The sequence below is a fragment of the Thalassobius sp. Cn5-15 genome, from assembly GCF_022347685.1.
In the GTDB taxonomy this organism is placed as follows: domain Bacteria; phylum Pseudomonadota; class Alphaproteobacteria; order Rhodobacterales; family Rhodobacteraceae; genus Thalassobius.
In genome coordinates this window covers 183,497-205,447 of the sequence record NZ_JAKRGF010000003.1, presented here as the reverse complement: position 1 = coordinate 205,447, position 21,951 = coordinate 183,497, and the positions used below count along the sequence as shown (strand labels likewise).

At 58.8% G+C, this 21,951-nt stretch carries 21 protein-coding genes; 12 read left to right on the top strand and 9 right to left on the bottom strand.

The window, feature by feature from the left end; all coding sequences use genetic code 11:
• The first annotated feature begins 276 nt into the window (after positions 1-276).
• From MHM86_RS09115 to MHM86_RS09100, 4 genes are all read left to right on the top strand, one after another.
• Positions 277-2,151, top strand: coding sequence for an ABC transporter ATP-binding protein (locus tag MHM86_RS09115; RefSeq protein ID WP_239198159.1), 1,875 nt, complete (start codon positions 277-279; stop codon positions 2,149-2,151).
• A 145-nt stretch (positions 2,152-2,296) separates the two neighbouring features.
• Positions 2,297-2,584: a 50S ribosomal protein L28 gene (gene rpmB / locus MHM86_RS09110; RefSeq protein WP_058243349.1), complete on the top strand. Its 288-nt coding sequence runs from the start codon at positions 2,297-2,299 to the stop codon at positions 2,582-2,584.
• A gap of 103 nt (positions 2,585-2,687) precedes the next feature.
• Positions 2,688-3,035, top strand: a complete 348-nt coding sequence (locus MHM86_RS09105; RefSeq protein ID WP_239198157.1) for a hypothetical protein — start codon at positions 2,688-2,690, stop codon at positions 3,033-3,035.
• Between the two features lie 65 nt (positions 3,036-3,100).
• Entirely contained in the window at positions 3,101-3,604 is a 504-nt protein-coding gene (locus tag MHM86_RS09100; RefSeq protein WP_239198155.1) for a copper chaperone PCu(A)C, read from the top strand.
• A 235-nt stretch (positions 3,605-3,839) separates the two neighbouring features.
• On the opposite strand, the gene MHM86_RS09095 is transcribed toward MHM86_RS09100, so the two are convergent.
• Positions 3,840-4,538, bottom strand: coding sequence for an NAD-dependent deacylase (locus tag MHM86_RS09095; RefSeq protein WP_239198153.1), 699 nt, complete (start codon positions 4,536-4,538; stop codon positions 3,840-3,842).
• Positions 4,539-4,625: 87 nt separating this feature from the next.
• Here MHM86_RS09095 and MHM86_RS09090 point away from each other — a divergent pair, with 87 nt between their 5' ends.
• The gene (locus MHM86_RS09090; protein WP_239198151.1) at positions 4,626-5,060 is read left to right on the top strand and encodes a low molecular weight protein-tyrosine-phosphatase; all 435 of its coding nucleotides are present in this window, start codon (positions 4,626-4,628) and stop codon (positions 5,058-5,060) included.
• Between the two features lie 51 nt (positions 5,061-5,111).
• On the opposite strand, the gene trpS is transcribed toward MHM86_RS09090, so the two are convergent.
• Positions 5,112-6,155 carry a tryptophan--tRNA ligase gene (gene trpS / locus MHM86_RS09085; protein ID WP_239198149.1) on the bottom strand — a complete coding sequence of 348 codons (1,044 nt, stop codon included), beginning with the start codon at positions 6,153-6,155 and terminating at the stop codon, positions 5,112-5,114.
• Between the two features lie 97 nt (positions 6,156-6,252).
• On the opposite strand from trpS, the gene MHM86_RS09080 reads away from it, so the two are divergent.
• Positions 6,253-6,948, top strand: a complete 696-nt coding sequence (locus MHM86_RS09080) for a rhomboid family intramembrane serine protease (RefSeq protein ID WP_239198147.1) — start codon at positions 6,253-6,255, stop codon at positions 6,946-6,948.
• 21 nt (positions 6,949-6,969) lie between these two features.
• Here the strand turns inward: MHM86_RS09080 and murJ are convergent, their stop codons facing one another.
• The 3 genes from murJ to MHM86_RS09065 form a co-directional block, all read right to left on the bottom strand.
• The gene (murJ, locus tag MHM86_RS09075; RefSeq protein ID WP_239198145.1) at positions 6,970-8,514 is read right to left on the bottom strand and encodes a murein biosynthesis integral membrane protein MurJ; all 1,545 of its coding nucleotides are present in this window, start codon (positions 8,512-8,514) and stop codon (positions 6,970-6,972) included.
• Positions 8,511-11,288: a [protein-PII] uridylyltransferase gene (locus MHM86_RS09070; protein ID WP_239198143.1), complete on the bottom strand. Its 2,778-nt coding sequence runs from the start codon at positions 11,286-11,288 to the stop codon at positions 8,511-8,513. Before MHM86_RS09070 ends, murJ begins: the two co-directional genes overlap by 4 nt.
• Positions 11,289-11,437: 149 nt before the next feature.
• Entirely contained in the window at positions 11,438-12,658 is a 1,221-nt protein-coding gene (locus MHM86_RS09065) for a penicillin-binding protein activator (protein WP_239198141.1), read from the bottom strand.
• A gap of 87 nt (positions 12,659-12,745) precedes the next feature.
• Here MHM86_RS09065 and rsmI point away from each other — a divergent pair, with 87 nt between their 5' ends.
• The 4 genes from rsmI (at position 12,746) to MHM86_RS09045 (ending at position 16,121) form a co-directional block, all read left to right on the top strand.
• Positions 12,746-13,606, top strand: coding sequence for a 16S rRNA (cytidine(1402)-2'-O)-methyltransferase (rsmI, locus tag MHM86_RS09060; protein WP_370644115.1), 861 nt, complete (start codon positions 12,746-12,748; stop codon positions 13,604-13,606).
• Positions 13,607-13,639: 33 nt separating this feature from the next.
• On the top strand, positions 13,640-14,056 hold the full coding sequence (locus MHM86_RS09055) for a YraN family protein (protein ID WP_239198137.1): 417 nt from the start codon (positions 13,640-13,642) through the stop codon (positions 14,054-14,056).
• Between the two features lie 177 nt (positions 14,057-14,233).
• Positions 14,234-15,172, top strand: a complete 939-nt coding sequence (gene gshB / locus MHM86_RS09050; RefSeq protein ID WP_239198135.1) for a glutathione synthase — start codon at positions 14,234-14,236, stop codon at positions 15,170-15,172.
• 13 nt (positions 15,173-15,185) lie between these two features.
• A complete protein-coding gene (locus tag MHM86_RS09045; protein WP_239198133.1) occupies positions 15,186-16,121 on the top strand; it encodes an alpha/beta hydrolase in 936 nt (311 codons plus the stop codon).
• On the opposite strand, the gene MHM86_RS09040 is transcribed toward MHM86_RS09045, so the two are convergent.
• Together MHM86_RS09040 and MHM86_RS09035 are read right to left on the bottom strand one after the other, a co-directional pair.
• Positions 16,118-17,638 (bottom strand): YifB family Mg chelatase-like AAA ATPase, encoded by a 1,521-nt coding sequence (locus MHM86_RS09040; RefSeq protein WP_239198131.1) that lies wholly within the window; start codon positions 17,636-17,638, stop codon positions 16,118-16,120. The genes MHM86_RS09045 and MHM86_RS09040 overlap by 4 nt on opposite strands.
• 77 nt (positions 17,639-17,715) lie before the next feature.
• On the bottom strand, positions 17,716-18,594 hold the full coding sequence (locus tag MHM86_RS09035) for a glutathione S-transferase (protein WP_239198129.1): 879 nt from the start codon (positions 18,592-18,594) through the stop codon (positions 17,716-17,718).
• 377 nt (positions 18,595-18,971) lie between these two features.
• Here MHM86_RS09035 and MHM86_RS09030 point away from each other — a divergent pair, with 377 nt between their 5' ends.
• Positions 18,972-19,385, top strand: a complete 414-nt coding sequence (locus tag MHM86_RS09030; RefSeq protein WP_239198127.1) for a hypothetical protein — start codon at positions 18,972-18,974, stop codon at positions 19,383-19,385.
• Between the two features lie 393 nt (positions 19,386-19,778).
• Positions 19,779-20,537 carry a response regulator transcription factor gene (locus MHM86_RS09025; RefSeq protein WP_239198125.1) on the top strand — a complete coding sequence of 253 codons (759 nt, stop codon included), beginning with the start codon at positions 19,779-19,781 and terminating at the stop codon, positions 20,535-20,537.
• A 228-nt stretch (positions 20,538-20,765) separates the two neighbouring features.
• Here the strand turns inward: MHM86_RS09025 and MHM86_RS09020 are convergent, their stop codons facing one another.
• Both MHM86_RS09020 and cobU read right to left on the bottom strand, forming a co-directional pair.
• Positions 20,766-21,338: a histidine phosphatase family protein gene (locus MHM86_RS09020; protein WP_239198123.1), complete on the bottom strand. Its 573-nt coding sequence runs from the start codon at positions 21,336-21,338 to the stop codon at positions 20,766-20,768.
• The gene (cobU, locus tag MHM86_RS09015; protein ID WP_239198121.1) at positions 21,335-21,865 is read right to left on the bottom strand and encodes a bifunctional adenosylcobinamide kinase/adenosylcobinamide-phosphate guanylyltransferase; all 531 of its coding nucleotides are present in this window, start codon (positions 21,863-21,865) and stop codon (positions 21,335-21,337) included. Before cobU ends, MHM86_RS09020 begins: the two co-directional genes overlap by 4 nt.
• Between the last annotated feature and the right edge of the window lie 86 nt (positions 21,866-21,951).

Here is a 21,951-nt window from a genome sequence, read left to right as displayed (position 1 = left end):
CGTAATCTGACGCGTAGTTTGCGCGCGCGCCACCCGAGTGTAACAGATAGAAAACAAATGACAGCGCAGCATGATTGCGCTATCAAGTGCTTGTAACTGGCGGAGGCACGTAGATGTATCAGGGAATTCGATCCACCTTTATCTAAGGTCATCGTCCCTATGTGGCTGGCCTTACGAGAGTGCCGCCGCAGCACATCACTGCCCGCAGTTTTTATACTGACCCTTCATAACATCCGAATATTCCGCGCCGTTGTTTTCGCGCCTTGAGGTCCAGCCATGTTCCGTTTTTTTGAAAATCTTGTTGACCCTTTCGCCCCGTTTCGTGCCGAAACCCCGCCCGGCACTCTTTGGGCTTATCTGCACACGCAGCTGGGACCGTTCCGCAAATGGATGGGAGTGATGGCGGTCACTGGCATTCTGGTGGCTTTGGTGGAAACGGGCCTGATCTTTTATTCGGGTCGCTTGATTGACCTGCTTGGGGCCAACACACCTGCGCAACTGTTTGATAGTCACGGCACTGAGCTGATGCTGGCGGCCCTGTTTATTCTGACGATTCGGCCTTTGCTCATCGGGTTGAACCACCTGTTTCTGGAACAGCTTCTGGCTGGCAACATGCAGGAACAGGTGCGTTGGCGGGCGCATCGTCATTTGCTGGGGCAATCGACCAGCTTCTTCCAAAATGACTTTGCGGGGCGTTTGTCGAACCGCGTTATGCAGATGGGCGCGGCGGTAGAGGATGCCACCTATATGGCGTTTGAAGGCATCTGGTACGCGCTGACCTATGTGATATCTGCTGCGCTGATCCTGTCTGGCGTGCACCCGCTGCTTGCGGTGCCGTTGATCTTGTGGGTGGCGATTTACGTGGCTTATGTGCGCTACATCGCACGTCGCGTTGCGGTGGCGTCTGAGAAGTGGTCCGGTGCGCGGTCGATGGTCACCGCGCGGGTGGTCGATGCCTATTCGAATATCGAAACTATCAAGCTCTTCGCCGATGAAGGGACGGAAGAACGCTATGTCCTGTCGGCCATGCGCCGGCTGCGCCTGCGGTTCCAACGGTTCCTGCGACTGATGACGGAGTTGAGCTTTGGCCTCAACGTTATCAACGGCGTGCTGATCCTCGGTATGCTTAGCCCGGCGATCTGGCTGTGGTCGCGTGGTGTGATTTCTGTAGGGGAGGTGGCTGCGGCCTCTGCCCTGACGATCCGTCTCAATGGTATGTCGGGCTGGATCATGTGGGTCACGGTGCGGCTGTTTGAACATGCGGGGGTGATCCGTGAGGGGTTGCAATCGGTTGCGGTGCACCATGATGTGACCGACGCTGCGGATGCGCCGAAGTTGCAGGTCAACCAGGCCGGTATCGAGTTTCGCGATGTCAGTCACCACTATGGTAAAGGGCGTGGTGGTCTGGACCATGTGAACCTGTCAATCAAACCGGGTGAAAAGGTCGGATTGGTCGGTCGCTCTGGGGCAGGTAAATCCTCGCTCGTTAATCTGTTGCTGCGGTTCCGCGATGCAGAGGCGGGGCAGATTCTGATCGACGGGCAGGATGTTGTGTCGGTCAATCAAACCTCGCTGCGTCAGCAGATCGGCATGGTGTCGCAAGACAATTCGCTGTTGCACCGGTCAATCCGCGCTAACATCCTGTTTGGCCGCCAGTCGGCGAGTGAAGAGGAAATGATCGCCGCCGCCCAACGGGCAGAGGCACATGATTTCATCACCACGCTGCAGGATCCTAAGGGGCGCACGGGCTACAACGCGCATGTAGGTGAACGTGGGGTGAAGCTGTCCGGCGGTCAGCGTCAGCGGATCGCCATTGCGCGGGTGATTCTGAAGGATGCGCCGATTCTGGTGCTGGATGAGGCGACATCGGCGCTGGATAGTGAGGTGGAGGCTGCGATTCAGGATACATTGTTTGGTCTGATGCAGGGAAAGACGGTGATTGCCATTGCTCACCGCCTGTCCACCATTGCGCAGATGGACCGGATTGTGGTTATGGATCAGGGTCGCGTGATCGAAGAGGGCACTCATGAGGCCCTATTGGCGCGCGACGGTGTCTATGCAGGGCTGTGGGCGCGGCAATCGGGTGGTTTCTTGGGCGAAGCTGCGCAGGAGGCTGAAGGAAACTTGATGGATTCCGGTGAAAGCCAGTGAATCCCTGATCATTGCGGATCAGGCTCTTGACCTCCCCCCTGATTCCGCCTAATGACGCCGAACGGAATTCTGGGCGCTGCCTCTGGCGGGCGCTTGTTATATTGAAGGGGTCTCTAGCGCCCCGCGAAGAGACGAGGATACACCCATGTCGCGCCGTTGCGAACTGACCGGAAAAGGCCCGATGTCTGGCAACAATGTCAGCCACGCCAACAACAAAACCAAACGTCGTTTCCTGCCGAACCTGAACGACGTTACCCTGCAGTCCGAGGCCCTGGGCCGCGGCTTCAAACTGCGCATTTCGGCTGCTGCTCTGCGTTCGGTTGACCACCGTGGTGGTCTGGACGCGTTCCTGGCAAAAGCCAAAGACGTTGAGCTGTCCGCCAACGCACTGAAGATCAAGAAGCAGATCGCGAAGGCACAAGCCTCCGCCTAATCTCTTCCGGATCCTTCAAGGAATTTGCAGCCTCATTCCGCCGGAATGGGGCTGTTTCCTTTTGTCGCTTTCCCTTCATAGGCGAAGGGATTATATCGGCGATATGGCACGTGTTCGCACATACTTGGCTGTGATGCTGGCGCTTCTTATGGTTCTGACCACACAGACCATGGGGAATGCGCGTCATGCTTCGATGCCGGTTGGCGAAATGGTGCTGTGTATCGGGTCGCAGGCGATCACGGTATATTACGATGACGACGGCCAGCCCGTTGATCCGCCACATTATTGTCCTGACTGTAGCGCCTCTATTGTTGCATTGGTGCAGCCCGGCTTCGCCCCGAATTTGCGTCCCTTGGGGAAAGGCATGGCGTTGCGTGTTGAGCGCGGCAAAGGCGTCGCAGTCACGCGGGTCATTCCAGCCAGCGCCCGCGGCCCCCCTGTTTTGGCCTGATCTCCGCTGGCTGGTTGCAGTGCTGCGCCGGCCGCTTTTACAGACAGACTACAGGAACCAGAATTATGTCACTGAAATCCACCCTTCTTGTGGCGGTTGCTTCCGCCTTTGCTGCCCTGCCTGCATTTGCTGATGGTATCATGGTCCAAGACGCCTATGCGCGCTCTGCCACCCCCACGGCGAAAACTGGCGCGGCGTTTATGATGATCATGAACCACAGCGGATCCGATGATCGCCTTATTGATGCCCGCGCCGATGTGGCCAAGCGGGTTGAACTGCACACCCATAAAGACAACGGCGAAGGCGTGATGCAGATGCTGCACGTCAAAGAGGGTTTTGCCATTGCCGATGGTGAAATGCTGTCGCTGGAACGCGGCGGCCATCACGTGATGTTCATGGGCCTGACAGAGCCGTTTACGCAGGACAAAATGGTGCCTGTGACGCTGGTCTTTGAGAAGGCGGGTGAGGTGGTTGTGGAGATCCCCGTGGACCTGGCCCGCAAGGGCGGTCATGGTGATCACGGTCACAAGCATGGCGATCATGATAAGATGATGAAGAAGTCGAACTAAGGTCGACTGAGATCAAAGTATAAAGGCGGCGCGCTTGGGCCGCCTTTTTGCGTTTAGGGCTAACGGTTGTAAGGGTAGGTTCGCGCCCGAGCCCGAGGGCGGCTCTACTCTGGATTTTACAGTATTCTTATCCGTGACGGTGCAAAATTTGGATGCGTCGAAGATCGCGCCCGCCATTGGGGGCGGGGTCGGGCGCGAACCGGACCGCTACGCGATCCGGTGGGGTCTTTGATACTCACCCACCCAAAACCTCATCGACCCACGCAGGCACAATTTCACTCGCCTTGCCAAACCGCGCTTCAGCGAAGTCGCTGATGGTGGCAGAGGCTTCTAGGTTCAACTCCACCGTATGGGCGCCGTAGCGATCCGCATCCTGAACAAAGGCAGCAGCCGGATAGACATTACCAGAGGTGCCGATCGCCACAAACAAATCCGCGTCGCGTAGGTGCGCCCAGATTTGGTCCATCTGATAAGGCATTTCACCAAACCACACGATGTCAGGCCGCGTCGTTGGCTGGCCACAGTTGGGACAGGCATCTGTTGGCTGCATGACCAGAGGCGCGGGCCAGCGATGATCGCAACCCGCACACAGCGCACCGTCCAGCGCGCCGTGCATGTGCATCACTGCTTTCGATCCAGCCGCTTCATGCAGACCATCTACATTCTGCGTTACGATCAACACGCGACCTTTATGTTTTGCCTCCAGCCGCGCCAGCGCGGTGTGGGCGGCGTTTGGCACGGCCTCCACCGATTGGGCGCGGCGTGCGTTGTAGAAGTCGTGTACCAGCTGCGGATTGGCGGCGAAGCCTTCGGGCGTTGCCACGTCCTCGATCCGGTGCTGCGCCCAAAGCCCATCCTCATCACGAAAGGTGCCAAGGCCACTTTCGGCGGAAATACCTGCGCCGGTCAGGATCACGATATTGTCTGTACTCATTGTCTTTGGCCTCCGCGTGTTCGGGTGTTGGCTTTGGTCTTGCCGCTGGGCATGAACCCACTACACTCTGCGCTGAAGGAGATCCCGATGACCAGCCGTATCCTGTTTGTTTGCCTCGGAAATATCTGCCGTTCGCCCGCCGCAGAGGGCGTGTTACGCCATAAGGCGCCACATTTGCAGATTGATTCAGCAGGGACTTCGGATTGGCACGCGGGGGAACCACCCTATGTGCCTATGCAACATGCGGCCCTACGGCGCGGGTACAACATCACTGAACAGGTAGCGCGGCCCTTTCATCCGGTGGATTTCAACCGGTTTGATTTGATTTTGGTGATGGATGGCCGCAATCTGGCAGATGTAGAGGCGCAGCGCCCGCCCGGTAACCTGACGCCGGTAAAACGCTTCGCGCCCTTTGCTGGTCGTGATGTGGGCGATGTGCCGGACCCCTATTACACGGGCGAATTCGATGCAGTGCTGGAGCTGGTCGAGGCGGCGTCTGACGGGTTGCTGGCAACGCTATAAGCAAAAGGGCCCCCGACTGGAGGCCCTCAGTATCTCAATGATAGCGGGCGCTTAGCCCACCATACCGATGATCTCTTTGGTGCGGCTGAGGATTGGCGCGGCGATCTCGCGGGCGCGCGCGGACCCTTGGCCCAGCATCCGGTCAATTTCGGCCGGGTCCTGCATCAGGCGGGACATTTCGGTCGAAATCGGCGCCAGTTTCGTCACTGCCAGTTCCGACAGAATCGGCTTGAATTCGGAAAACTGCTTGCCGCCCACATCTGCCAGTACCTGATCCACGCTCATCTCCGCCAAGGCGGCGTAGATGTTCACCAGATTGCGCGCCTCGGGGCGCTCTTCCAGACCTTTGACCTCGGATGGCAGCGCCTCGGGGTCGGTCTTGGCCTTGCGGATCTTCTTGGCGATGGTATCGGCATCATCGGTCATGTTGATGCGGCTGGCGTCTGAGGGATCAGACTTCGACATCTTTTTTGACCCGTCACGCAGAGACATGACGCGGGTGGCAGCGCCTTCGATCTTGGGGTCTGGCATGGGGAAGAAATCAACGCCATAGTCATGATTGAATTTCGCCGCGATGTCGCGTGTCAACTCGACGTGTTGTTTCTGATCCTCACCCACCGGCACCTCTGTCGCGTGATACAGCAGAATGTCTGCAGCCATCAGCGATGGGTAGGCAAACAGGCCGAGCGAGGCGTTCTGCGTGTTTTTACCTGCCTTGTCCTTCCACTGGGTCATGCGCTGCATCCAGCCCATGCGCGCCACACAGTTGAACAACCAGCCTAGTTCGGCGTGCTCTTTCACCTGACTTTGGTTGAACAGGATCGACTGCGCCGGATCAATGCCAGCGGCCAGATAGCCAGCGGCCAGTTCACGGGTCTGTTTGCGCAGCGCTTCGGGGTCTTGCCAGACGGTGATGGCGTGCAGGTCCACAACGCAGAAGATCGTTTCGATCCCGTCTGCCTGTTTCTCTACAAAGCGCTTGATCGCGCCAAGATAGTTGCCAAGGGTCAGCCCGCCAGAGGGCTGGATGCCCGAGAACACGCGGGGGGTAAAGCCGGCGTTCTGGGTGGATTGCGTTTGGACCGCATCCGACATGGTGGTTCTCCGTCTGGATTTCTATGCTCTGGTGGCTTACCCATGGCCCATACCCCCGTCAAGGCAGGCGCTGGTAAAGTGCGCCGAGGAGCAGAGAATGAGTGATCAAAACATGCAAGACGACAGCAAGCCGGTGAACCCGCTGCCGCCGGTGATTGTGGCGCTGTTCCTGTTCATCATCGGCATCGAAGTGGTGTTTAACCTTGGCGCACGCGGCATCATCGGCGGGCCAGAGGCGATGGGCTGGCGTTTGGCAGCGCTACAGAAATATGCGTTTTCGGATGAGATATTTGAATGGATGCGCGGCAGTGGCCAGTGGCCGTTTGAACATGTGATGCGCTTTGTCACCTATGGGTTTGTCCACCTCAGCTTCACGCAGGCGCTGTTTGGCTGCGTGATATTCCTGGCCTTGGGCAAGATGGCGGGTGAGGTTTATAACCAGTTTGCGCTGTTGCTGTTTTTCGTTCTGGGCACCGCCAACGGCGCGCTGGTTTATGCGCTGGTACTGGATACGCAGGCCCCCCTTATTGGGGCTTATCCCGGGGCATATGCGATGATTGGCGCCTATACCTATTTGATGTGGCTGCGTTTGGGCATGCTGGGAGAGCAGCAGGTTCGAGCGTTTTCGCTGATCGGATTTTTGTTGGGGATTCAGTTGATCTTTGGGGTGTTGTTTGGCAGCACAGGAGATTGGCTGGCGGATGTGGGCGGTTTCGTCACCGGTTTGATTTTGGCGGTGTTTCTAATCCCCGGCAGCATAGGCCGTTTGGTGGCGCGCCTGCGCCAGCGCTAAGGCGCAGTAGGGACGGGGGGATTAGCCCCCCCGCCGCATTGCACCTTTGAATTCGGCCAATCGGAATGCGCCGATCACCTGCCCAATGGCAAAGTAGCTGATGATCCCGACGGCAACCAAAACGGTTAACGCGCCGTAGCGTATGCCCGTCATGCCAAGGAATGGCGTTAGCACCAGATGCCCCCCCCACAAGATCGCACCCATCGCCAGTGATGCGGCGGTGATGCGCCATATGCGGGTTTTGAAGCGCGGATCAAACCGCGCCACATCGCCGAAGCGGCGCGTCCCAAGGGATAGCTGCGCCACCATCGTCCAAGCGGCCACCGTGGTGGCAACCGCGCTGGCGGTCCAGCCGATCAATGGCGCCAGACCCACCGCCAGCACCGCATTCACCACCATCGCCCAAAGCGCATAGTGGAACGGGGTTTTGGTGTCCTCGCGGGCAAAAAACAGCGGTTGCAGGATCTTTTGCAGCACAAAGGCGGGCAGGCCGAGGCCGTAGATTGCCACAGCGATCGCGATCGACGCACTGTCATCCGCCGTCATCGCGCCGCGTTCAAACAGCACCGACACCAGCGGTAGCGGGATCACCACCAAGGCCACGGCGGCAGGGATGGTCAGCGCCAACGAAATCTCTGCAGCACGGCTCAGCGCATTGCGCGAACCTGCCTCATCCCCTGCCTTCAGGCGGCGCGACAGATCGGGTAGCAGCACGACGCCAATGGCGATACCGACAACACCTAGCGGCAGTTGATAGAGGCGATCTGCAGCGTAAAGCCAGCCCACCGCGCGGTCAAAGTAGCTGGCCACTTGTTGCCCCACCAACAGGTTGATCTGCACGACGCCCCCGGCCAGCGCGGCAGGGACGGCGACGATGACCAATTGCTTCATATCCGGGGTGAAGCGGGGGCGCTGCAGGCGGATCCGTACACCCGCACGTTTGGCGGCGACCCAGACCAGCACCATCTGAGCCACACCGGCGATCGGGATCATCCAGACCAGCGCGGCGGCCACGTCCCAGCCCATTATGACGGCCAGAATCATTGCGCTGACCAACAGCACGTTCAGCAAAACAGGCGCCGCCGCGGCAGCGGCAAAGCGGCCGTTGGCGTTCAGCACCCCAGACAGTAGCGCGGCGAGCGAGATGAACAGGATATAGGGAAATGCGATCCGGCCAAAGACCACCGACAGGTCGAACTGATCCTGCCCGGCAAAGCCGGAGGCAAGGCCATACATCAACCACGGCATCAATAGTTGCGCCAGCAGAGTCAGCAGGATCAGCACTGTTGCCAATCCGCTAAAAGCCTGCGAGGCAAAGCTATCCGCGTCCTCGCCCCCCTCCAGTCGCTTGGAGTACTGGGGGATGAAAGCCATGTTGAACGCCCCTTCGGCAAAGAAGCGGCGGAACATGTTGGGCAGGCGAAAGGCCACGACAAAGGCTTCATAGGCCGGACCAGTGCCAAGGTAGCCCAGAATCATCGCATCGCGCACAAACCCCAGTATGCGGCTCATCATGGTCCATGCGCCCACCGTCAGGAAACCGGCCATCAGACGGATTGGTTTCATGAATAGGCCCTTTCCGCACCTTTGGTGATCGCTTCGCGCAGCTTCATTTCCAGCGCCTTCTGGCGTGGGTCGGAATGGAACTTCAGCCCGAACATATCTTTGACATAGAAGCTGTCGACAACCTGTTCGCCATAGGTCGCGATCACCGCAGAGGCGATATAGACGTTGTTGTTCGCCAGCGTGCGGGTCAGATCAAACAGCAGACCGGGGCGGTCGCGGGTGTCTACCTCGATAATGGTGTAGATATCCGACCCTTCGTTATCGAAGGTGATTGAGGTCGGCACGCGGAAGGCACGTTCGCGTTTCTTGATCTTGTCGCGCGATTTCATCGCCTCGCTGGCCTTCACCTCACCCAGCAGGATCTTGTGGATCATCTGGCGCAGACGCGGCAGGCGCTCTTCTTCATAGGGGTGGCCATCGGCGTCCTGCACCCAGAAGACGGCGGTGGCATAGCCATCTTTGGAGGTATAGGTGCGGGCGTCCACCACGTTGGCACCGACCAGCGCCAAGGCACCGCTGAGGCGGGAGAAAATGCCGGGGTGATCGACCAGCGCAAAACAGGCGCGGGTCGCATCACGATCCTCATCGGGGTGCAGGTCGATGCGCACCTCGTCATCGGGGATGTCGCGCAGCATTTCGGCAAAGACGACATGGGTCTTGCTGTCCAGACCCTGCCAGTAGGGCGGATAATGGCGACCGGTTTCTGTGCGCAGGGCGGTGCTGCCCCAACCCGACAGATGTTCGCGCAGACGCTTTCGCGCCTCTGCGCCACGGTTTTCGCGGTTCACCTCTTCCAGTCCGTGTTCCAAAGCAATCGCGGTGTCGCGGTGTAGCTGACGGATCAGAACGGCCTTCCAGTTGTTCCACGTGTCAGGACCAACCCCGCGAATGTCACAGACCGTAAGCACCGTCAGCAGATCCAGCCGTTTGCGTGTTTTGACCGCCTTGGCAAAGGCGCGGATTGTGCGCGGATCGGAGATATCGCGTTTCTGCGCCATATCGGACATTAACAGGTGATAGCGCACCAGCCATTCCACTGTTTCGACATCCGATTTCGACAGGCCCAGTCGCGGCGCCACCTTGCGGGCGATTTTTGCCCCAAGGACCGAGTGGTCTTCGTCGCGCCCCTTGCCGATGTCGTGTAGGAGGAGGGCCACATAGATCACCTTGCGGTTCACCCCATCCTTCAGGATCTGGCTGACCAGCGGCAGGTTTTCCACCTGTTCGCCCTGTTCAATCTCACTCAGGTGGCGGATTACCTGAATGGTGTGCTCATCCACCGTGTAGTGATGGTACATATTGAACTGCATCATTGCGACAATCGGCTCAAACTCAGGGATAAAGGCTGACAGAACCCCCAGCTCATTCATCCGCCGCAATGCGCGTTCGGGGTTGCCGTGTTTCAGCATCAGCCCCAGAAACAGGCGCTGGGCCTCTTTGTCATTGCGCATGCCATCGTCAATGAGGTCCAGATTGGCCACAACCAGACGCATCGCATCAGGGTGGATCAACATGCCAGTGCGCAGGCCCTCCTCAAACAGACGCAAGAGGTTCAGCTTGTCGCTTAGAAACGTCTCTTCATTGTCCACGGCCAGACGGTTATGAATGACCTTATAGCCTTTTTTGACCTTGCGCGACCTGCGGAAAATGCGCTGCAACAGCGGCTCATTCTTCATGTGCATCGCTTCCAGTTTGGTCAGGAAGATGCGAGTCAGATCGCCGGTGGATGTGGCGTGGCGGAAATAATCCTGCATGAAGTGTTCCACGCCGCGCCGCCCGTTTTCATCGACATAGCCCATGCGGTCGGCCACTTCGACCTGTAGGTCAAAGGTGAGCTGATCGGCGGGTCGTTTGGTGATCAGATGCAGATGACAGCGCACCGCCCAGAGGAAGTCCTCTGCCTGTTTGAAGGTTTCGAATTCCTCTTCGGTGAAGACATCCAGCGCGACCAGCTCTTTCACGTTGCGCACATTGTGGATGTATTTGGCGATCCAGAACAGTGATTGCAGATCGCGCAGGCAGCCTTTGCCCTCTTTCACGTTGGGTTCGACCACATACCGTTGGCCGCCCTGGCGTTCATGGCGGCTGTCCCGTTCAGCCAGCTTTGCCTCGATAAAATCAGCAGCGGAGCCTTTGAACAGCTCAGCTTCCAAACGTTCGGCCAGCTCATCGGCCAACAGCGCATCGCCAGTCAGGAACCGGTGTTCTAGTAGCGCGGTGCGGATGGTGTAGTCTTCACGCCCCAGTTTCAGACAATCCCGCACCGTGCGGGAGGCATGCCCAACTTTCAGGCGCAGATCCCACAGGATATAGAGCATCGCCTCAATCACCTGTTCTGCCCAAGGGGTGATCTGTCTCGGTGTGAGGAACAACAGATCCACATCCGACTGTGGCGCCATTTCCCCACGCCCGTAGCCGCCCACGGCCAACAGGCTCAGGCGATCCTCATGGCCGGGATACGGGTTGGGGATCATGTGCTGGGTGGCGACGTATTTTGCCGTGACCACCAGACAATCGGTCAGATAGGTGTAGGCGCGGGTGGTGGCGCGGGCTTCGAACGGGTTTTTGGTGAAGGCCTCGGAAATGGCTGCCATCCCCGCCTTGCGTGCGGCCAGTAGGATCTGAACCACCGGGCCACGCAGGGCGGTGCCATCATCTGCTGCGCCGCGGGCTTCGGCGGCTGCGGCCTCAATCTCGGCCGCAACTTTAGTCGCGTCAAAGATCGTCTCAGCGTTACAGATCAGTTTTCTCGGGGCTTTAGAGAGGGTCAGCATCATGGTGCCTTTGTCTTGGCGGCGCCTCCCCGCAGCGGGCAGGCAGGTGTGTGATCGCGCAGGACGCGCGGAAGGGTGGGATCAGTGGGGTCAGGCAGGCCCGCGGCGCCCAAAGGTAAACGGGGGCGCAAAGGCCCCCGCTACGATGATTAGAACCCTGCAGCGCCAAAGCTGCGCGGGGCGGGGTCGACGATCACAACCTGTTTGTCTTGGATCTGTGCCACTGCCAGGCCGCGTTCGTTGGTGCCGTCAAAACGCAGGCGGAAGATGCCGTTTACGCCTTGGAAACCGGCCCGTTGGGTCAGCGCACCGATGGTCAGCGCATCGCGGTTGCCGTCTTTAAGAAGCGCGCCAATCGCGGCCATGCCGTCATAGGCCAACCCGCCGATGGGGTGAGGGGCGGAGCCATAGGCAGCGCGGTAGCGGTTGCTGAACTGCTGGGTCAGGACCGGATCGGGCTTGGCGAACCAACCGCCCTGAACGCTGGGCAACTCCAGGGTCTGCGGCGGCACGTCCCAGCGGGTCAGGCCGATGTACTGGGTTTCGGCGGGATCGACGCCTGATTCATCCAGTAGCTGAGTGATCAGCGACAGTGCGCCTTCGGAGTTGGCATTGAAAAATACCGCATCGCCGCCGCTCTTCACAGCCGAACGGATTGCGGGGATCGCTTGAATGACCCCTTGTTGAGAACGTTCATATCCCACAGCCTGCACCATCGTGGCACCGGCATTGCGATTTACGGCATCGGTGATTGCGGCGCGTGCCAGATTACCCGCCACCGACGTGTCATGCGCGACGACCACATTGGCCTTGCCTTGCTTGGCGGCGTAGTCGATCAGGCGCTCTGCGGTGTTCTGGAAAGTCGGGCCCAGGATGAACAGGTTGCCACCGGCAACTTGGGCGTTGTTGGAGAATGACAAAACGTTCACACCGCTTGGGGCCACGGCAACCGCAACGGCATTGGCTGAGGCGGAATACACCGGTCCCAAAATGATTTTCGCCCCGTCGGAGACCGCAGTGACCGCCTGTGTTGCGGCCTGCGTCGGGTCGCCCGCGGTGTTGTAGACCCGCAGATTGATATCAACACCTTCCAGATCGGCAATCGCCAAACGCGCGGCGTTTTGCAGGCTGCGGGCAAGAATTTGATCACCTGCATTGTCGCTACCACCGGGTACCAAAAGGGCCACGGTCACAGGACGGTTGGTATCAATGCCAGGCACAGTCGGGAAAGTTCCGGGTGTACAGGCGGCAATCGCCGCCAGAGAAAGAGCAGTGAAGAGCGGGCGTGCGACCCGACGGCAGGCCTTGCGTACGACCTCAAAAGCTTGCGGGCGGGTGGACTTGCGGGCACTGCGGAAAACGGCGAACATTAGGGATACGGCTCCTTCGGGACCGGAGAAAATGCGCAAATAAGATTTTGCGCGCGATAATAAACACAGGAAGAGGCGGGTCCAGTGCTGAATCTGCAACCCAAGAAACTAGACCCCGGTGTGTACCTTCTGGCCACACCGATAGGCACCGCACGGGATATCACCTTGCGTGCGCTGGATATTCTGGCCAGCGCTGACGTGCTGGTGGCCGAAGATACCCGCAGCCTGCGCCGCCTGATGGAGATCCACGGCGTGCCCCTTGGCGATCGTCCGCTGCTGTCGTACCACGACCATAACGGCGCGCAGATGCGACCGCGACTGTTGGCCTTTCTTGCGGAGGGTAAATCGCTGGCATATGCGTCTGAGGCCGGTACGCCTATGGTTGCAGATCCCGGTTTCGATCTGGCTCGCGCTGCGCGGGAGGATGGGCATCCGGTTGTCTCCGCCCCCGGTCCCTCGGCGGTGGTGACGGCGCTGACGTTGGCGGGCTTACCAACTGACCGGTTCATGTTTGCAGGTTTTCTGCCCAACGCCAAAGGCGCGCGGCGCAAAATGCTGGAAGAGCTGTGTGATGTCCCTGCCACAGTTGCCTTTTACGAAAGTCCAAAGCGGATCGCTGCCATGCTGGCGGACGCGGCAGATGTGATGGGAGAAGCACGCGAGGTCGCCGTGTGCCGCGAGTTGACCAAGAAATTCGAAGAGGTTCTGCGCGGGACACTGTCAGAACTGGCCGCAATCTGCGCAGAGCGGACGCTGAAAGGCGAAATCGTTGTGGTGATTGATCGCGCCCGTTCACCAAATATTAGCGAAGTTGATCTAGAAATGAAATTGCAATTGCTGCTGAAGGAGATGTCGGTGCGTGATGCGTCCGACGCTTTGGCGGAACGCACTGGTATCAAACGGCGCAAAATCTACCAAATGGCTTTGGCGCTGTCGCAGAACACTTAGCAGAACACTTAAACGCAATTCATTCGGTGGGCTATGGCGCAGTTATGTTTTGATTTTAAGGCAGAGGTCGCGCCCACTCAGCGGCAGCAACGCGGACAATTGGCCTATCTGGCGGGCCTTGCGGCGGAGGATCAGGTTGGTATCCACTATTCGCGGCGCGGCTATGAAACCTGTGAGGCGCGTTGGCGCGGGAAGGCTGGTGAAATTGACCTGATCCTGCGTCATCCCGCCGTTCCGGGCTTTATCTTTGTTGAGGTGAAACAGTCCAAAACCTTTGATCGCGCCCTGCAACATCTGGGGTGTCGCCAGCAGCGCCGTTTGATGCGGGCCGCGCAGGAATATCTGGGCGACTGCGGTGCGGGACCGTTCACAGACATGCGGTTTGACGTAGCTCTGGTTGATGGGATCGGGGACATTTCGCTCCTTGAGGGGGTGATTTTTGATACCTGAATGTGGCATCTAGGCGGGGCGTGTGCAGATCACCTGTGCGTGGGCAATGTGATTTCTGGTTTGCCACTGCGCAAGGCTTGGGTCATGTATCGGGGGAGGGCCCGTGTTTTGACGCGGCTTTTTCAGGCCGTGATTTTTCAGGCCTGATCAGATGGTAGACCAGCACAGGTGGCAAAGATGAAAATCGCCTTTCAGATGGACCCGATTGGTCCCATTGATATCAACGCAGACAGCACCTTCCGCATTGCGCTAGAGGCGCAGGCGCGCGGGCATGAATTATTCTACTACACACCTGAACAACTTTTTTACCAAGAGGGGCGGGTGATGGCGCGCGGCTGGCCGTTGACCGTGCAGCGGGTTGAGGGCGACCACTACGCCCTTGGTGATCAGCAAGCGGTGGACCTGTCCACCTTTGATGTCGTTTGGCTGCGTCAGGATCCACCTTTTGACATGTTCTACATCACCACCACCCATCTCTTGGATCGTATCCACCCTGATACGCTGGTGGTCAATGATCCTTTCTGGGTGCGTAACTATCCTGAAAAACTGCTGGTACTGGATTTCCCTGATCTGACGCCGCCCACCGCCATTGCCCGTGATCTGGAAACCATTCGCGCGTTCAAGGAAAAACATGGCGATATCATCCTGAAACCGCTTTACGGAAACGGCGGTGCCGGTGTTTTCCGTCTGACCGCAGAGGATCGCAACCTGACCTCGCTGCATGAATTGTTCACCAGCGTCAGCCGTGAGCCGCTGATCGTGCAGAAATTCCTGCCCGATGTCTCCAACGGGGATAAGCGGGTTATTCTGGTTGATGGCGAACCTGTGGGGGCGATCAACCGTGTGCCGCTGGCCGGTGAAACGCGGTCCAATATGCACGCGGGCGGTCGCCCGGAAAAGGTTGGCCTTACTGCGCGGGATCTTGAGATTTGTGAGCGTATTGGCCCGCTTCTGCGTGAAAAGGGCCAGATTTTCGTCGGTATCGACGTGATTGGTGATTACCTGACGGAGATTAATGTAACCTCTCCCACCGGGATTCAGGAGTTGGAGCATTTTGATGGCACCAACACCGCTGCGAAGATCTGGGATGCGATTGAGGCAAAACGCGCACATTAAAACGGCTGATGGGATGGCGGCAACGGGTCCTAATTCGACCCAGATGAGCTGGCAGTTGCGCCTGATTGGCGGGCTGCTGCGCCGTGGGGTACGGGCGCGGTTGCAGCATGCGACTGATCCGCAATTGGTGCGTCGCCATTTTGCCCGCGCGGCGCGGTTGTGGTGCCGCACTGTGCCGCATACCCATGTGTTGCCGGTGCAATATATGGCGGCGACTGCGCCCGCGTCGGCGCTTTGGATCGGCGCCAGTCTGGTGCATGCAGATCGGGTGTTGTTGTATCTGCACGGCGGGGGCTACATCGCGGGTAGTCCGCAGACCCATATGCATATGGTCGCGCGTTTGGCGCGGATGACCGGCATGCGGGCCTTTGTCCCCAGCTACCGTTTGGCGCCGGAGTGCCCTGCGCCTGCTGCATTGCAGGATGCGCGCGCAGCTTTTGATCATCTGTTAGCCAAGGGATATCGTCCCGATCAGGTCGTTCTGGGCGGCGACAGTGCTGGCGGTGGTCTGGCCCTGTCTTTGTTGGCAGAGCTGTGTCAGGCGGGGCTGCAACCGGCGGCGGTTTTTGCCATTGCGCCGTTTTGCGATCTGACGTTCAGCGGTTTGTCGGTGCAGGAGAATGCCGAGCGGGATCACATGTTTCCCGGGGATCGCGGGCCGTTTCTGGCGAGACTGGTTTTGGGGGATCTGGTGCCGGAGGATCCGCGCATTTCCCCGCTGTTTGCGGAGTTTCCTAATTGCCCACCGGTATTGATGCAGGTGTCAGAGAGTGAAATCCTGCGCGATGACAGTCGTCGGATGGCGGAGAAATTGCGCGCAACAGGTGCGGACGCAGGTTTGCAGGAATGGCCTGAGGCACCGCATGTCTGGCACATTCTGGATGGTTGGGTACCCGAGGCGCGACAGGCGCTAAGGCAGATTGCGGATTTCATCGCGGCTCAGGGCTAAGCAGTGACCGGTGCGATCAGGCGGTAGCTGATTGCCTCTGCCACGTGGTGGCGCAGCACGACCTCGGCGCCCTCCAGATCTGCGATGGTGCGGGCGACGCGCAGCACCCGATGATAGCCTCGCGCGGTGAGGCCGAAGCGGTCTGCAACCTGTGTCAGCAACTGCCGTCCAGCCTCATCGGGGCGGGCGGCTGCCTCTAACATCTCACCATTCAGGTCGGCGTTTAAGTGTAGGGTGTTGGTGCCCATGTCGACAAATCGCGCGGCTTGTCGCATGCGGGCGGTGGCGACGCGGTCGCGCACCACTGAGGACGGATCGCCGGACGCGGGCAGATCAAGATCGGTGTAGGCGACCGGGGGCACCTCCAGGCGCAGATCAAACCGGTCAAGAAGCGGCCCGCTTATCCGCCCCATGTAATCCTCGCCGCAGGCAGGCGCGCGGTTGCAGGCACGGGCCGGATCGGTCAGGTGGCCACAGCGGCAGGGATTGGCCGCCGCCACCAGCATGAAACGGCAGGGGTAGCTCACATGGGCATTGGCACGGCTGATCATCACCTCGCCGGTTTCGATCGGTTGGCGCAGGGTTTCCAGAACGGACCGGTTAAATTCTGGCAGTTCGTCCAGAAACAACACGCCGTTATGGGCCAGAGAGATTTCCCCCGGCTTGGCATTTCGTCCACCGCCGACGATGGCCGCCATTGACGCGGTGTGATGGGGTTCGCGGAAGGGGCGTTCACGCGAAATACCGCCTTCGGTCAACAATCCTGCAAGGGAATGGATCATCGAGGTTTGCAGTGCCTCTGTCGGCTCTAGCGGCGGTAGAATGCCGGGTAGACGTGCGGCCAGCATGGATTTTCCCGACCCTGGCGGACCGCTCATCAGCAAGTGGTGGCGGCCAGCTGCGGCGATTTCCAACGCGCGTTTGGCGCGTTCCTGCCCCTTCACATCGCGCAGGCAGCGGTGATGCGCTGGTGCTGTTACCTCTCCCGGTGAGGCAGGGGGCAGGGGGGATTGGCCGGTGAAGTGGCGCACCACATCGGAGAGTGTCGGCGCGGCGATCACCTGACAAGCGCCGACCCAAGCGGCCTCTGGTCCAGAGGCCGCAGGGCAGAGCAGCGCGCGGTCCTCTTCAGCCGCGCCCATGGCGGCAGGCAAGGCGCCGATCACTGGCATCAGTTTTCCATCAAGGGACAGTTCGCCCAAGGCAGTCACCGCCTCTGCCGCGTCGGGGGGGATAATCTCCAGCGCAGCCAGTAGTGCGACCGCGATGGGCAGGTCGAAATGGCTGCCTTCTTTGGGCAGGTCAGCGGGGGAAAGGTTGATGGTAATTTTCTTCGACGGTAGCGCGATGGCGAGGGCGGAGAAGGCGGCGCGCAGCCGGTCGCGTGCCTCTGACACCGCTTTGTCCGGCAGGCCGACGATGGAAAAGCCAGGCATGCCCGGAGACAGGGCGCACTGCACCTCAACCCGGCGGGCGGCGACCCCTTCAAAGGCCACGGTATAGGCCCGCGCGACCATGATTTCCCTCCTGCGCTCAACATCGAATAGCCTAACGCAGGAGGGGTTACTGATGTGTTAACAACGCAAATCGTGGGTTAACTGTGTGTGGCGACCAAATCCATGAAGGCTGGCCATGCTTCGGGATCTGCGACTGTTTTATCGCGGCAGACTTCGTTGCAGAAGCCGTAGGTTACGCCGTCCAGTGTCAGGCAATGGGTGATTGCGTCGCCCGAGTAGGGGCAGGCTTTGTTCACCGCATCGGCGCCTGTAACTGCCTGTGCCGCCAGCGGGGCCGGGCCCGGCCATGGGCGGGTGGGGTGGTCCATGGCGTAAGGCACAGGATCATAGGATTTTGTAAGCCCCAGCGCGCGCCAACGACGGAAACTGGGATCTGCCAGAACGGTCGTCACATAATGCGCTGCAACCTCATCTACGGGCAGGCCGTGGCCGGCAATCCGCGCCGCGACAGGGGCGAAAAACGCATCCGCTAGGCTGTATTGTCCGAACAACCACGGTCCCTCCGCGCCGAAGCGTTTGCGCGCGCGGACCCATAGATCCTGCACGCGGTCCAGATCGTCCTTGACGTCATCGTTGACAGGGAAATCCATATATTGGTGCAGCAACTGCATTGGGCAGGCACTGCGCAGCCCCATGAACCCTGCACACATCTCTGCCGAAATCCAGCGCGCAAAGGCACGGGCCTGCGGATCAGCGGGCCACATGCCCGCCTCTGGGTGACGGCTGTTCAATTCCTCGGCGATGGCCATTGTTTCGCCCATCACGGTACCATCGGGGCAGACCAGCACCGGCAGAAACTTGGCAGGGGCCATCGGCGCCAGCACCGCACGGTAGCTGCCATCATAAAGGCTGAGGTCAGTTGTGCGGAAATCGAGGTCGAACTTTTCCAGCATCAGCCAGCCGCGCAGGGACCAGCTGGAAAAGCTTCGGTCCCCAATGATCAGATTATAGGTCATATGCGTTCCCTATCGTTGTCTTGACCACAGGCTAAGGCCAAGGAGAGCGCATGTGAAATGATCATTTGTGATTGGCGTGGATCACAGTGACTGATTGATGCGGCTGATCGGTGAGCGGGCTACAGATTGATCAGTCCTCGCGCAGGGCGCATTACATGGCGTCGATGGTTGGCATCGTCAGATACTGGAGAAATGTCCTTTGTTGGGGTGCGACCAGAAGTTCTGCAGGTGCCCCCGACGTTGGGACGAAGCCCGGAAACTGAGTCAGGTTGATGCGGGCGATGTGGACTTCTGGGGGTGTTGGCATTGGTTGCGTTGTGGAGTGAACCCGCCGCGAGATAGATCATCTCTCTATCCAGCACCGGTGTGCTGCGCTGATGAAACGTCGGGAGGTGGATGAACGCGTGCTGGTCCAAATGCACGCTGTCGGTGTCATTGCGCAGAATCAGCGCCTCGATGATCAAGGGCGCGTCCTGCGGGATAATTTCTGCAATCTCCTTGCCGCCTTTGATTCCGCATCGCTTTCAGCGGTTGTTGCGGTGACGCGTTTGGAAATCCCGGGCCGGAATAACAGGATCGAATCCAAAAAATTACACCTGTCAGTGAGACACTGCGCCCGCGTCTTCCTGCGTTTGGCGGTGACATCTGAGGCAGCAGTGGGCCAAACGTTGCGGATAAAGGCAGCTGGGGACCCCCGATTATCCTGTCGGGCGATACAAATCCTGCCGCCTCAGATCATGTTAAGTCTGCGCAATTTAACCTTCGCGGGTAAGCTGCACATTGTGTGTTAACCTTTTTGACTAAAGTGGGCTCTAAATTTTCATGAAACAGCAGTGGGTTAGGGGCGTTTCTTGCTGGTGTCTATGTGATGGCGGGGCTGAAATTCAGGTGTCAATGTTGTCAGGCGTTGTTTTTATAGAGATAATAAACGAACGCGTTGAGGATAATCTGTGGATAATATCCTAACCATTCGATTAATTGACGCCTGATTAAGGTGCGCCATACAGTTTAATGGTTAATTTAAAGTAAATAAGCGGCCACAATTTTAACTGGTCGAGAGGCGTTTTTATATTCCGAGTACTGAGGGGTTTTGTGGAATGCTCTGAAATCAGGGCACGTAGTGTGTTCTTTCTTTGTGGGAGCGGGGAAGAACTGTCGCACTGCATCCAGAGTTGGAGGGACGAATGCCTAGCGTTGAAGCTGTGGCACCGTTGGTCTTGAATGCCAGTGAATTTGAGGCATCCGAAACTGCCAGCGATTATGCCATTTTTATTGGACCGCAAAAGAGCTTTACCCAGACTGTTTTGCGAATTCTCGAAGATGAAATTGAGGGTACACTGCCCTTAAGGCACGACAGCATCGCGGATTTTTTGGCATCGCGGGACGCGATGACTGCCCCTGTGCGGGTGATTATTGTGGATGCAGGTCTATGCGATGCGGCCTTTGACGACTTACGTGATCTGGCGGCGGCAGATGCGGCGGAATTTCCCTGCCAGCAGGCGCCCAGTCTGGTCATCGCCTATTGGAGCGAGGCCAAGGCGCAGACTGTTGCTGCGCAGATCAATCAGATTGCGGCGGTTCGCGGGTTTCTGCCCATGAACCAGAGCATTGACATCTGGCTGGCAGTGCTGCGGCTGTTCCTCTCTGGCGGGACTCACTTCCCGCGTGCCGTCCAAGCACCGCCACCAGAGCCACAGGCCGCACCGCCCAGCAGCGCGATGGCGTCAGACGAGGACTGCAGGGAACTCTTGACCTCGCGTGAGGTTGCGGTGATGCATGAGGTGGTCAATGGTCTGCAAAACAAACAGATCGCGGCCAAACTGAAGGTGTCAGAACATACGGTCAAACTGCACATCCATCATATAATCACCAAAATGCAGGTCAGCAATCGCACTGCTGCGGCGATGAAATTTGTGGAAACGCATCCCCCCGGCAGGGCGTGACAGATGTTTGCTGTACCGCCTGACATATCTGCAACGGCGCAGCAAGGCGTGCTGGATGGTTTTCTGTAGCGTGTCGGGCGGCTGCATTACACGTGGCCCAATACTGAAAGCCGCACTGATCACATCCGTCGCCCGCGGGCGCTGGCAGCATGGCCTGTGTAGAACAACCCGCAGAGCCAGAGGTGAAAGTGGCGTCAAGCTGGGCACTGGAACCCTGTAGGGGCCCATTCAAGGCAGGTGGTTGATCACGGCCGCGTGCCAGCGGGTGCCGTCCCAATGCAGTTCTGTGACCGACAAGTTATCGATCTTGTGGGCAAATGCGCTGTAGGCATCAACCTGCAACGCGCGCTGTACCTGTGTCAGGATCACCCCGAAATGGGCAACGGCCACAATGTCGCGGCCTGGATGCGCTGCGATCAGGCGATCGACAACGCCATTTACCCGCGTACTCAGCTGGTTCCAGCTTTCACCATTCGGCGGGGCGATATCGCCGGGCTGTTCCCAGAACTGGCGGATATGGTTTTGATCTGCCACTTCGTCAAAACGCTGCAATTCCCAATCGCCGAAGTGCATTTCCCGCAACCCCGAGTCATGATCGAGCCGCGCACGTGCGCCCTGAACAGCAGTGGCCGTGTCACGCGCTCGGATCAGGTCTGAAGAGATGACCAGCGCCTCACCCGGCAAATGATCCGCCACCCGGCCAATCAGCGCAGTGTCTGATAGATCTGCGGGCAGATCGGACCACCCCACCATAGATTTTGCATGTGTTGGCCCATGGCGGACCCAGAAAAACCGGCTCATGCTGTGCCTTCCAGCGATCCCTTCAGGGCTATCGGCAAGCCTGCCATGACGGCGACCACAGTGTCGGCCTCTACTGCGATCTGTTGGTTCAACGTGCCTTGCGCCTCGCGGAACCGTCGTGCCAGTTCATTTTCCGGCACCACAGACAGGCCTACCTCATTACTGACGATGACCACTTTGCCTTTGCAGGCTTTGACTGCTTTGATCAGAGACGCGGTCTGTTCGGCCAGATCGTGATCGGCCAGCAGGTGATTGGTCAGCCACATGGTGGCGCAATCCAGCAGCACGATTTGCTTTTTCTTCACGTTTTCCAGCACCGGCGCCAGATCCAGAGGCGCCTCAACCGTGGTCCAGCCCTTGCCGCGCTGGGTGATGTGTTTTTTGATCTTGGCTTTCATCTCATCATCCCAGGCCTGCGATGTGGCCAGATAGATGCGTTCATACCCACTTGAGATCACAAGGTTTTCCGCAAAAACAGATTTGCCGGACGCCGCGCCTCCCAACACCAAAGTCACCCCTGCACTCATTTACCGACACCTCTTTGTGATCCAACGTGGTTTGCGCTGCGTAGCATTCTTGAAGCTATCATAACAAGGCGCACGGCATTTGATGT